Origin of the sequence: Halomonas sp. PR-M31 (genome assembly GCF_001039575.1) — a bacterium.
Classification (GTDB): Bacteria; Pseudomonadota; Gammaproteobacteria; order Pseudomonadales; family Halomonadaceae; genus Modicisalibacter.
The window spans coordinates 1-12,496 of the sequence record NZ_JIBT01000017.1; the positions used below are offsets into that span (position 1 = coordinate 1).

Sequence of the window (12,496 nt, forward strand, 5' to 3'; positions counted from 1 at the left end):
GAGCGGGTCGCTTATCGTCCGGTACGTGGCTCGAAACGGCTGATCGCGTTGATCTCCGCCATCGGCATGTCGATTTTCCTGCAGAACTACATGCGCTTGGCACAAGGCTCCCGGGACAAGGCGATTCCCAATCTGCTGCCCGGAGGCTGGGAATTTGGTGGCGACGGTTTCGTCGTCAATCTCTCCTACATGCAGGTCATCATCTTCGTTGTCACGCTGCTCAGCATGGGGGCGCTGGCACTTTTCATTTCCCGCTCGCGTCTCGGTCGGGCTTGTCGTGCCTGTTCCCAGGATCGGGGCATGGCCAACCTGCTGGGGATCAATACCGACCTGGTCATCTCCATGACTTTCGTCATCGGCGCGGCCTTGGCCGCGGTAGCAGGGCTGCTGCTAGGAATGTACTACGGCGTGGTCAACCCTTACATCGGTTTTCTGGCGGGGCTCAAGGCATTCACAGCGGCGGTACTTGGCGGTATTGGCAGCATCCCCGGCGCCATGCTGGGCGGTCTGATTCTGGGTATTGCCGAAGCCCTCACCGGAGGATATCTGTCTAGCGAGTACAAGGACGTGGTGGCCTTCGGCCTGCTGATTCTGATCTTGTTATTTCGCCCCTGGGGCATCCTTGGCAAGCCGGAAGTGGAGAAGATCTGATGGCGAGTCAATTGTTGTATGCCGGCTTCTCCGCAGGGCTGACCTTTTTATTGGGCGCCTCGGTGCTGGGTGTCGAACTACGCTCTCAGGGCGTCAATACCATTGTAGCGATAGAAGGACCCATGATCTGGCTGTGGCTAGGTGTAGCGGTTGTCATTGTGTTTTTTCATCAACTCTTTCGCCCAAGGATCGAAGCGCTGAGGCATCGAACCTGGGCCGGATCCCGCTTCTCATTGCCACCGCTACTTAGAAATCATGCTCAGCGGCGCTTGATCATCGCTTTAGTCATCGGTGCGCTGTTGCTGTTTCCTTTCCTGGCAGAACGTAGCGCGATAGATTTGGCCACACTCACGTTGATCTACGTAATGCTGGGTCTGGGACTCAATGTGGTGGTAGGGCTGGCGGGACTTCTCGACCTAGGATACGTCGGCTTTTATGCAGTGGGCGCTTACACCTATGCCTTGCTCAATAATTACTTCGGCTTCTCTTTTTGGGAAGCGTTGCCGCTTGCCGGGGCAGTAACGGCGCTGTTCGGCTATTTGCTAGGGTTTCCCGTGCTCAGGCTGAGAGGCGACTATCTCGCCATCGTGACGCTGGGGTTCGGCGAGATCATTCGTATTCTGCTCAACAACTGGACGGAACTCACCGGCGGGCCTAACGGCATTTCTCGCATTCCCAAGCCGACCTTGTTCAACCTGGAGTTCTCTCGCCGCGCCGATGAAGGCAACATTCCTTTCCACGAATTCTTCGGTATTCCTTACGATCCCAGCTACAAAGTGATGTATCTCTACATTCTGGCCTTGCTGCTTTCCCTGGCGACCGTCTATGTCATCTATCGTCTGATGCGCATGCCCATTGGCCGCGCCTGGGAGGCATTGCGAGAAGACGACATCGCCTGCCGATCCCTGGGGCTCAATCCTACCGGTATCAAGCTTTCGGCCTTTACCATCGGCGCTAGCTTCGCGGGGTTTGCCGGTGCTTTCTTCGCGGCACGGCAAGGGTTCATCAGTCCTGAATCTTTCACCTTCATTGAGTCCGCCATCGTGCTGGCGATCGTCGTGCTGGGTGGCATGGGCTCTCAGCTGGGGGTGATTCTGGCGGCGATCGCCATGACCCTGCTGCCGGAGATCGCTCGGGAGTTCAACGAATATCGCATGCTGTTGTTCGGACTGATCATGGTGATGATGATGGTATGGCGTCCGCAAGGATTGCTACCCCTTAAGCGTCCACAGATGGAGTTGAAACGTGGCTGAATCCGAATTGCTCAGCGTACGCGATCTCTCCATGCGCTTCGGTGGTTTGTTGGCGGTAGATCAGGTCAGCATGGAGGTGCGCCTCGGAGAGGTGGTCTCGCTGATCGGTCCCAACGGTGCCGGCAAGACCACGGTTTTCAACTGTATCAGTGGCTTCTATCGGCCAACGAGTGGCGAGGTGCTTTTCAAGGGGCGCCCCATGCAGCGTCTGCCTGGCTTCAAGATCGCCCGGGCCGGCATGGTACGCACGTTCCAGAATGTGCGGCTGTTCAAGGAAATGACCGTCATCGAAAACCTTCTGGTTGCCCAGCACATGCAGGCGGAGCGCAGCCTACTCAAGGGCTTGCTGCTCACCAAAGGCTATCGTCGTCGTGAGCAGGAGATCATGGAGCGAGCCGCCCATTGGTTGGAGCGAGTAGGACTGATCGATTTTGCTAATCGAGAAGCCGGTAATCTGGCCTATGGGCAGCAGCGACGTCTTGAAATCGCCCGGTGCATGGTGACCCAGCCACGGCTCTTGATGCTAGATGAGCCGGCGGCGGGACTCAATCCGAACGAAACCCGGGATCTGAACCGCACGATTGTCCGGCTCAAGCAGGAAGAGGGCATCACGGTGTTGCTGATCGAGCACGACATGAGCTTGGTCATGGATATTTCCGATCGCATTTACGTCGTCAATCAAGGCAAGCCGTTGGCCGACGGCACGCCGGATGAAATTCGGCGCAATCCCGAGGTGATCAAGGCTTACCTGGGGGAGGAGTGACCATGACGACGCCAATGCTTGAAATCGACAACCTTACGACACATTACGGCCCCATACAGGCGCTGGATGCGATCTCCCTAGAAGTGAACCAGGGTGAAATCGTCACTCTGGTAGGCTCCAATGGGGCAGGCAAGACTACGCTATTGATGTCGATTTGCGGCGATCCGGTGCCTACCTCTGGCAGGATTCGCTTCGAAGGCGAAGAAATCCAGGGTTGGCCTACCTCCCGCATCATGCGCTCGGGGCTGTCCGTCGTGCCGGAAGGGCGGCGTATCTTTACCGGCATGACGGTGGAAGAGAACCTTGCCATGGGCGGTTACTACCGCAACAAGCGTGAAATTGCGGAAAGCATCGAACATGTGCTGACACTCTTCCCGCGCTTGAAGGAGCGTTTCAGTCAGCGGGGCGGCACCATGTCCGGGGGCGAGCAGCAGATGCTGGCCATCGCCCGGGCGCTAATGAGCCGACCGCGCCTGCTATTGCTCGATGAGCCATCGCTTGGCCTGGCGCCGATCATCATTTCGCAGATCTTCGAGATCATTGCCAGATTGCGCGAAGAGGGCACCACTATCTTCCTGGTCGAACAGAATGCCCATAAGGCACTATCGATAGCCGATCGGGGCTATGTGCTGGAACACGGGCGCGTAGTATTGGCGGACAGCGGCCAGGCGCTACTAGCGAATGATGATGTTCGACGTGCCTATCTAGGCGGCTAACATTCCTTTTTATACCGTTATCTTTCTAGCATAGCCTTATAAAATTCCGGAAACTGCGTAAGTCGATTTGAATCGGTTACAATTTCATTCAATAAACCGTGACTTACGCCAGGAGCTCTAAATTCATGACCGTGATTCATCAAGACGACGTGATTCAAAGCGTCGCCGATGCCTTGCAGTATATTTCCTACTATCACCCAAAAGATTTCATTGATGCCATGCATCAGGCGTATCAACGCGAGGAGAATCCAGCAGCCAGAGACGCCATTGCCCAGATCCTGATCAACTCACGCATGTGCGCCACCGGACATCGACCCATTTGCCAGGATACCGGCATCGTCACGGTGTTTGCTCATATCGGCATGAACCTGCGCTGGGAAGGGGATATGAGTCTGGACGACATGATCAATGAAGGGGTACGTCGTGCCTATCGGCATCCGGACAACGTTCTACGCGCTTCAATCCTTGCCGATCCGGATGGCAAGCGTAAGAATACAGGCGACAACACACCGGCCATTATTCACCATAAGTTGGTACCGGGCGACACCCTTGAAATTCATGTGGCGGCCAAGGGCGGCGGAAGTGAAGCCAAATCCAAGTTTGCCATGCTCAATCCCTCGGACAACGTGATTGACTGGGTGCTCGAACAATTGCCCAGGATGGGGGCTGGTTGGTGCCCGCCGGGCATGCTGGGCATCGGTATCGGCGGCACTGCGGAAAAGGCCATGACGCTTGCCAAGGAATCGCTGCTCGATCCCATTGATATTCAGGAATTGCAGGCTCGCGGTGCTTCTAACCGCGCCGAGGAGCTACGTCTGGAGCTCTTTGACAAGGTTAACAAGAGCGGCATCGGGGCCCAGGGGCTGGGTGGACTGACCACCGTGCTGGATATCAAGGTCAAGGATTACCCAACCCATGCCGCCAACAAGCCGGTCGCGATCATTCCCAATTGTGCCGCTACACGCCATGTGCATTTTACTCTCGATGGCAGTGGCGCCGCTGAATTACCGGTACCGAAAATCGAGGACTGGCCGGAAATTGCCTGGGAAGTGAGCGATAACGTACGCCGGGTCAATCTTGATGAGGTAACTGATGAAGACGTGCAAACCTGGCAACCTGGCGATACCGTGCTGCTTTCAGGCAAGTTGTTGACCGGACGCGACGCTGCCCATAAGCGCATGGTGGACATGCTGGCCAAGGGCGAGTCGCTTCCGGTAGATATGCGAGGGCGCTTCATTTATTACGTCGGTCCGGTGGACCCAGTGGGTAATGAGGTGGTTGGCCCGGCTGGTCCCACTACTGCTACCCGAATGGACAAGTTCACCCGCACCATGCTCGAGCAAACTGGGTTGCTGGGTATGGTGGGCAAGGCGGAGCGTGGGCCGATGGCCATCGAAGCGATTCGTGACAACAAGGCGGTCTATCTGATGGCGGTAGGGGGCGCTGCCTATCTGGTTGCTCAAGCGATCAAGAAAGCGCGAGTAGTCGGTTTCGAGGACTTGGGTATGGAAGCGATTTATGAGTTCGAGGTCGAAGATATGCCCGTCACTGTAGCAGTCGATAGTCAAGGCGAGTCCGTACACCAGACCGGACCGGCAAAATGGAAAGAGATCATCGCCACCCACGCCTGATAAGATGACGCTTCTATATCACCAGCCTGGAATTCCCAGGGCCTGGTCTGAGACCGTATCGTGACATCGCAACAGGGAGAGGTAATGACCGCCTGGTTGATCGGCCTGGGTATTTTTTTGATACATCTACTGGGCGTGCTGTCAGCGTTGCTGGCTCTGATGTCAAGCCGTACTTCCCAAGGGGCGGTTGCCTGGATCGTCACGCTAATAACCTTTCCTTATGCGGCCGTTCCTGCCTTTTGGATATTCGGCCGTCCACGTTTTTACGGTTATGTTTCCGCTCGTGGTGAACGGGACAACAATCTACGCCGCATTTTGGCGCGCTACCGTCCGTTGATTGACCCCTATTTGGTTGATGTTCGCAAAGGCAATGTGCGTGCCATAGAACACTTGGCACAAATGCCCCTGACCAGCGGTAATAGGGCAGAGCTTCTTGTCGATGGTAAAGAAACGTTTGAAAGTCTCTTCAAGGGTATCGAGGAGGCTGAAGATTACATCCTCATTCAGTTCTTCATCATTCGTCAGGATCGTCTAGGGTTGGAACTCAAACGTCGGCTCGAGAAACGACTCCAGCACGGTGTGCGAGTTTATTTTCTATATGACGAAGTGGGATCTCGGCGCTTGGGAGAAGGATATTTGAATGATTTGCGCAAGGCAGGAGCCGACGTCAGCGCCTTCAATTCGTCCAGAGGAATACGCCATCGGTTTCAGCTTAATTTTCGCAATCATCGCAAGATAATGGTCGCCGATGGCAAGTTTGGCTGGACCGGTGGGTTCAACGTAGGATTGGAGTATCTCGGTGAGGACCCGCGTCATGGTCCTTGGCGCGATACACATGTCAAGCTCTCGGGACCCAGTGTATTGGGTTTGCAGGAAGCGTTCTGGGAAGACTGGCACTGGGCCACGGGTACTGTCATTGCATTGGATTGGCAGCCTCGTATCGTTTGCGATGAGTGTCATGATGTGGTGATCGTTCCCTCGGGACCAGCGGATAGCCAGGAGACCGCGAGTCTTCTGGTACAAAATGCCATTCACAACGCCCAATATCGCTTTTGGGTGACCAGTCCTTACTTTGTGCCGGATAGGGGGGTGCAGGATGCCCTGCGTCTTGCGGCGCTGCGAGGCGTTGATGTGCGCGTGATGATCCCGGAGCGCCCGGATCATCTTCTGGTATTTTTGTCTGCCTTTTCATTCTTGCCAGACATGCTTCAAATCGGGGTAAAAATATACCGTTATCAACCTGGATTCCTACACCAAAAAGTAATGCTAATAGATGAGCATAGTTCTGCTGTCGGAACAGTAAATTTAGACAATCGTTCTTTTCGTTTGAACTTCGAAATTACGGCTTTCATTCCTGATCGGAATTTTGCCAGTAAAGTGAAAGAAATGCTCGAGCACGATTTTGCCAACTGCCGACAAATAACATTGAACGAAATACAGCAACGGCCTTTATGGCGCAAACTTATGTCACGTGCTGCCTATCTATTGTCGCCTGTTCAGTGAACGAATAGCACTCGTGGTAAGCCAACTAACCTTCAAGTAAACTACTGATTTTGCCGGCGGGATCATTGGCCGGGTGGTATTACCAACGGCAGTTAGGGAGTGGCGGTGAACCTGGAAACCAAGTGGTTGGAAGATTTTGTCGCGTTGGCCAATACGCGCAGCTTTTCTGCTTCCGCGCGCCAACGGCATGTTACTCAGCCAGCTTTCAGCAGACGCATCCGGGCCCTTGAGCAAGCGGTTGGCACTGTTTTGGTGGATCGTTCCACGACACCCATTGGATTAACACCTGAGGGTCAGTTGTTCGTTGTCACCGCCCGCAATCTGGTCGAGCAGCTCAACGAAAGCCTGGGTCATCTACGCGGTCTTTCGATTGCCAATGAAGCCTTGGATGTAGTGGCAGCTCATTCCCTGGCATTGGATTTCTATCCCCGCTGGATTTCTCGATTGCAAAAAGGAGTAGGAGAGCTACCCACACGTCTGGTTGCAATGAACGTTGGCGATGCCATCCATGTGCTTCGAGAAGGCAATTGCGACCTCATGCTGGGCTATCACGATCCTTACGCCACCATGCAGCTCGATGGCGAAATATTTCCTTCTTTTTCCATCGGCAATGCCAAGATGATTCCAGTCTGTTTGCCCGACGCTCAAGGGCAGCCGCTCTTTCCCTTGAACGGTACCGAGTCTATTCCTTATCTTGCCTATACGCAGGGCGCTTTTCTTGGACGCAGCGTTCGCATGCTGCTGAAAAACAACCCGTTGCGCCTACGCCTCAAGACGATTTACGAAACAGCGATGGCGGAAGGACTCAAGGGAATGGCGCTGCAAGGCGTCGGTATGGCCTGGATTCCGGATTTCTGTATTCGCGCAGAGCTCGATTCAGGTCGTTTCGTGCGTGCCGGCGGCGAGGAGTGGGACATTCCTCTGGAAGTGCGTCTTTATCGTTGCTCGCTGGTACATAAACCTGGTGCTGAAAAGTTATGGAAACAGATGATGACGCTGCCCCGGGATTTGCTTCAGGCCTGAACCGAAGACTGAATCAATTACCAAAAACTGATAGAGGGCTGTCGGACTATCACTGTCATGAACCAAGCCCACTGGCAGGTAACCCCAAAAAGTTCTGGATAATGAAAAAATGATCTTCGAACAAGGTATCGGGCTCGAGATCTGCCAGGGCAACCCAGCGCGCGCTGTCGCCGCCTTTGACAGGTTTTAGGCGCGGTAACTGTTGGTCGGGGCGTAGCGCAAAATAGAATGCTTCCGCCAAGGTACGGCCACGCCAGCTGCGATGAGGCTCGTCGAACAACTGCTGGCCGCGCAAGGATCCCTTTAGCACAGGTTCCGGCACCTTTAAACGCACCCGCTCTCGAAGCTCTCGTAGACAGGCATCGAGCAAACGCTCGTGAGGGCTGATGAAACCGCCAGGTAGCGCGAGCAGTCCTTTCCCCGGAGCTGCCGTGCGTTTGACCAACAGAACATGACCTGATTGAACCACCACTGCATTCACGGTGACAAAAATAGGCGGATAGGGGGCCTGAGCCCAGGCGCTTCGATACTGCTCCAGCAGGTGCTGCTCTTCAAGCAGCTGACGATAGAAGGCAGTGTTCTGAAAGGCGTTCAAGGCACGATGTACACCCGGAGGCAAATCGTGGACGCCACCGGTAGAGAGATAGTCTGATGCCGAGCCATGGGAGCGAAACAGCCGCTCGCGGATTCGACTGGCGGAAATGCCTTCCACCAGGGGCACACTAACGGATTCCCATTGGGGAAACAGGCTTAGATAATAGCTTGATTGCCCTCGACTGGCGCCGATCAGGCCGATGCGCGGCAATTTGCCCTGAACGGGCTGGGCGATATCGCGCACTTTGCGCTGAACGTCTCGAACCCAGACATCGTCGTTGTAAAGTGCATCAAGTAAAGGGGCGATCTCGAGGCGCTCATTCTCCTGATCATCGAAGCAGCCGCGAAGCATGTCCCGGCGCTCCTCAAAACGCCAAGGGTTTCGCAAGGAGCGTGCCTGCCAGGCAGAGCCACTCAGCACAATGACCTGGCGTGCGCGTTTCAACGCCTCGTGCATCACGGCCAGATGCCCCAGATGAGGGGGTTGAAAACGGCCTATGAAGACCAGGCAGTCGAAATCGTAATTGAGCATTGGTTGAGTCCGGCGCAAGCGCCATTGCTGTTAATCTAGCGAGTCGTTCATGGCAGTCGATCTGGCGAGTCATTATGGTGGGGTGTGACGCCTGTCACAAGGCAGTGAGCAAGAGGAAATACATGAGTCGCTACACGAGTTTGGCGGTAATTTTGCTAGGTGCCGTTGCGTTGGTTTTACCTTACGGCTATGTCATTGCACCTACGTTGCTCGCGCTGGGCAGTGTCGTATTACTTTTGCGCTGCCCTCGTTTAGAGTTTGGTTATAGAGAATGGACAATTGTTGGCGTATTACTGCTTTATGGTCTGGTTCGTTTATCCGAGATTTGGCGAAGTGGATCGTCGTTAACGGAAATGACCGGAACGATCTACGTGTTTCTCGCCGTTCCTGGCTTGCTGCTGTTGTTGGCTTTCCCACCCAAGGCAGCTTCCATCTGGGTAGGAGCGGCGATAGGAAGCATTCTCACCGCCTCCTGGGCGAGCTGGCAGACGCTCGTTGCCGGTAGATCACGTGCCGATGGATTCGGGACCGTGGATGCCATCCAATTTGGCAATTTAAGTCTGTTGCTGGGCTTTTTTTGTCTGGCGGGCCTGGGATGGGTGCTTGGCAATCATTGGCGCTCTGGCAAAAAGGCAGGGTGTGCTCTATTGCTGCTAGGCGCACTTTGCGGCGTACTGGGCTCTTTTCTTTCCGGCAGTCGAGGAGGGTGGCTGAGCTTTCCTCTCATGCTCGGCGTTTTGTATCTAGGATACGGACGACATCTCTCCAGACGCTGGCTGATAGGTTTTGCAGCCTTTTTCCTGATTGCTCCAATGGTCGTTTATGCCACCCCCCAGCTCGGGGTGCAGGAGCGTGTGCAGCGCATTTTCAGCAGTTACCAGGAGTTCGCGGAAGAGGGCGATCCAACGAATTCGGTAGGCGCGCGTCTGGAAATGTGGCGTGGCGCAAGCATTCTAATCCCTGAGCGACCGCTCGTGGGTTGGGGTAAAACCGGTTATATGCAGGCGCGGGATATCTTGATCGAAGAAGGCACGATTCATCCCTACCTGGAGAACTTCGATCATGTTCACAACGACGTTCTGGATGCCTGGCTCAAACGCGGTCTGCTGGGCCTGATAACGCTATTGGCCCTCTACCTGGTGCCGCTATGCCTGTTTGCAAGACATCTGCGCAGTCAGGATATTCAACTGCGCGCCTTGGCGATTGCTGGAACGGCGCTACCGATCGCCTATATAGGATTTGGACTGACCCAGACCTTTCTCGTTTTCGATAGTGGCGTCATCATGTACATATTCTGGTGGATGGTGATATGGGTGGCTTTGTGCCAACGAAAGCGGCTATCTATATACTAAGTGGCAGAAATAGACGTTCATTCAAGGGAAAGGGCAAAGGAAAGTCACCGTGATAAAAAAAGAGATCGGTAGCTGGTTTCGTATCATTCGTAATGCAGTTCAACTCTGGCTGGACCATAACGCCTTCAGCTATGCAGGTTCCCTGGCTTTCTATACCCTTTTTTCTCTTGCGCCCACCATCATCATCGCCGTCACGGTCATTGGACTTGTACTAGGTGAAAACGCAGCCCAAGGACAGATTGTGGCCGAGCTTTCCGAGGTAATGGGGCCCGGTGCGGCCAAGGCTGTTGAAAACGCCGTGGCCCAATCACGTATCGAAACCTCGGGCATCGTCCCAACCCTGTTAGGATTCGGCGCATTGCTGGTAGGTGCCACAACGGTCTTTGCACAAATGCAGTTTTCGCTCAATACCATCTGGGGCGTGATGCCACGCCCGGATCGCAACGGACTCCTTCTATTTCTAAAGAGTCGTCTTTTGTCCCTTGCCGTGGTATTCGGCATCGGTTTCGTGCTGTTAGTGTCCTTGATTGCCGGGGTAGCGGTTCAAGCGGTATTTCAATTTGCCAGCGGCTGGCTACCCTGGGTCAAAGGGTTATTGGGCAGTGCGGAGCAGCTTCTATCATTGCTGGCGATCATCTTTTTCTTTGCGACCATCTTCAAGGTGTTGCCAGATGTGGTACTAAGCTGGCGTGACGTGTTGCTGGGCGCGGTCATTACGGCGGTATTGTTCTCAATCGGCCGTTTCGGTATTGCCGCTTATCTTGCGTATACCGCCACCGCTTCTACCTATGGGGCCGCAGGTTCGGTGGTACTGATTCTGCTTTGGGTCTACTACTCGTCGCTGATCTTGCTGTTCGGTGCGGCATTGACCCGTGCCCATCTCGAGGAGAAGGGCAAGACCATAAGGCCCCGCAACATGGCGGTGCGAGTCAAACGGGAAGTGTTACCCAGGGAACGCTCCCATAAGAGCGAGCCGCAAATAAAAAGGTAAAAGATAAAAAGTAAAAAGATCAGGCAACCCCAGGAGAAAATCGCTCCTCGGCTAAACGGTCGGCAATTGGCGCGGGACTGCACTGTTCATGGCTCGCGCGATCGAATATCTCGTCGAGCGTGCGCTCGATGTTCGCGATATGGGCCATGACCGAGTCGTGTCGATAATCCTTCCGGCGCTGCCAGGCCACTTCGATGAGTCCACCCGCATTGGCGACGTAATCCGGCGTATAAAGAATACCCCGCTGATGCAGCCGATCCGCCATTTCGGGCATGGCCAGCTGGTTATTCGCGGCACCGACTACAACGCTCGCCTTCAAGCGCTCGCAAACGTGCTTGTCCAGCACGGCGCCCATGGCACAGGGAGCGAAGATATCCACCTGGGCATCAAAAATATCGAGTGGGGACATTACGTCGGCGTGTAGCTCATTGGCTAAGTGCTTCACGGCTTGCGTATCCACATCCGCAAGCACCAGCTTTGCGCCTGCCGCATGCAGATGACGGGCAAGATGAGCCCCTACACTGCCGACCCCCTGGATCGCGACACGCAGGCCGGTCAAAGTATCGCGCTCCAGGCCATGGCGTACTGCACAGCGCAACGCGTTGAAAACTCCCCAGGCAGTGAACGGCGATGGATCACCGGAGTCATCGCGACGCAGTCCCGAGACATGCCTGGTGACAGCGGCGATCGTCTTCATGTCCTGTTCGTTGCTTCCTGAATCTTCCGCAGTGATGTAACGCCCGCCCAGGGTGTCGATCAGTCGGCCCATGGCTTCGAGCAACTGAGGAGATTTTTGCCGTCTGGGATCGGCAATGATGACCGCCTTGCCGCCGCCCAGGGGCAGATCAGCCAGCGCGGATTTGTAGGTCATGCCACGGGCAAGACGTAGCACGTCTGCAAGAGCTCGCTCTTCCGTTGGGTAGGGGTGAATGCGCAGTCCGCCTAACGCCGGGCCGCGATACGTATTATGAAGAGCAATGATCGCCTGCAGACCGCTGGCCCGATCATGGCCATGAATGACCTGCTCATGATGATCGAAATCCGGATGGGCGAAGAGAGTCATTGTTGTTTACTCCGCTTGAAGGGATTGAGAGCTCGAGGCTTCCTGCTACTAGACTAAGACAAACCAGGCCGGATTTCTCGGTTTTGGATATCGATCACAGTGATGCTAAAAATGGTGCTCATATCAGCACAGGGAGGGGGCAGCATGAACCAATATTGCGTCAAGGCCGTTGTCAGCGGTCGGGTTCAAGGTGTGGGCTTTCGTTACGACGTAAAAAAACGCGCCGAAGAGCTGAGTCTTACCGGGCATGCCAGCAACCTGACCAACGGCGATGTCGAGGTAACAGTCTGCGGTGAAAAAGAGAAGGTCGATCAGCTGATCGAGTGGCTATGGCAAGGGCCACCTGCGGCGCAGGTGACCCAGGTTCAAATCGAAAGTAGTGACTGGCATGACTATTCGGGCTTTAAGACTGACTAATACCTTG

The 12,496-nt window shown here is 54.9% G+C and carries 12 protein-coding genes; 10 read left to right on the plus strand and 2 right to left on the minus strand.

The genetic code is table 11. The features are described from left to right. The 7 genes from CH74_RS05635 to CH74_RS05665 all read left to right on the plus strand — a co-directional run. Positions 1-651: branched-chain amino acid ABC transporter permease (locus CH74_RS05635; RefSeq protein ID WP_048306504.1), on the plus strand; the 651-nt coding region annotated here is incomplete at its 5' end. Then, positions 651-1,904 (plus strand): high-affinity branched-chain amino acid ABC transporter permease LivM, encoded by a 1,254-nt coding sequence (gene livM, locus CH74_RS05640; protein ID WP_048306505.1) that lies wholly within the window; start codon positions 651-653, stop codon positions 1,902-1,904. The genes CH74_RS05635 and livM, both read left to right, overlap by 1 nt. Continuing rightward, positions 1,897-2,667, plus strand: a complete 771-nt coding sequence (livG, locus tag CH74_RS05645) for a high-affinity branched-chain amino acid ABC transporter ATP-binding protein LivG (protein ID WP_048306506.1) — start codon at positions 1,897-1,899, stop codon at positions 2,665-2,667. Before livM ends, livG begins: the two co-directional genes overlap by 8 nt. Positions 2,668-2,681: 14 nt before the next feature. Next, a complete protein-coding gene (locus CH74_RS05650; RefSeq protein WP_048306558.1) occupies positions 2,682-3,383 on the plus strand; it encodes an ABC transporter ATP-binding protein in 702 nt (233 codons plus the stop codon). Between the two features lie 125 nt (positions 3,384-3,508). Beyond that, a complete protein-coding gene (locus tag CH74_RS05655; RefSeq protein ID WP_048306507.1) occupies positions 3,509-5,014 on the plus strand; it encodes a fumarate hydratase in 1,506 nt (501 codons plus the stop codon). 84 nt (positions 5,015-5,098) lie between these two features. Beyond that, positions 5,099-6,517, plus strand: coding sequence for a cardiolipin synthase (gene cls, locus CH74_RS05660; RefSeq protein ID WP_048306508.1), 1,419 nt, complete (start codon positions 5,099-5,101; stop codon positions 6,515-6,517). A gap of 105 nt (positions 6,518-6,622) precedes the next feature. Continuing rightward, a complete protein-coding gene (locus CH74_RS05665) occupies positions 6,623-7,540 on the plus strand; it encodes a LysR substrate-binding domain-containing protein (protein WP_048306509.1) in 918 nt (305 codons plus the stop codon). Positions 7,541-7,595: 55 nt separating this feature from the next. Here the strand turns inward: CH74_RS05665 and CH74_RS05670 are convergent, their stop codons facing one another. Beyond that, entirely contained in the window at positions 7,596-8,666 is a 1,071-nt protein-coding gene (locus tag CH74_RS05670) for a bifunctional nicotinamide-nucleotide adenylyltransferase/Nudix hydroxylase (RefSeq protein ID WP_048306510.1), read from the minus strand. Between the two features lie 122 nt (positions 8,667-8,788). Between CH74_RS05670 and CH74_RS05675 the strand changes: the two genes are divergently transcribed. Then, a complete protein-coding gene (locus tag CH74_RS05675) occupies positions 8,789-10,018 on the plus strand; it encodes an O-antigen ligase (protein WP_048306511.1) in 1,230 nt (409 codons plus the stop codon). A 49-nt stretch (positions 10,019-10,067) separates the two neighbouring features. Beyond that, positions 10,068-11,009 carry a YihY/virulence factor BrkB family protein gene (locus tag CH74_RS05680; RefSeq protein WP_048306512.1) on the plus strand — a complete coding sequence of 314 codons (942 nt, stop codon included), beginning with the start codon at positions 10,068-10,070 and terminating at the stop codon, positions 11,007-11,009. Positions 11,010-11,028: 19 nt separating this feature from the next. On the opposite strand, the gene CH74_RS05685 is transcribed toward CH74_RS05680, so the two are convergent. Beyond that, positions 11,029-12,072, minus strand: coding sequence for a Glu/Leu/Phe/Val dehydrogenase (locus tag CH74_RS05685; RefSeq protein WP_048306513.1), 1,044 nt, complete (start codon positions 12,070-12,072; stop codon positions 11,029-11,031). 144 nt (positions 12,073-12,216) lie between these two features. Between CH74_RS05685 and yccX the strand changes: the two genes are divergently transcribed. Then, positions 12,217-12,489 (plus strand): acylphosphatase, encoded by a 273-nt coding sequence (yccX, locus tag CH74_RS05690; protein ID WP_048306514.1) that lies wholly within the window; start codon positions 12,217-12,219, stop codon positions 12,487-12,489. Positions 12,490-12,496 lie beyond the last annotated feature (7 nt).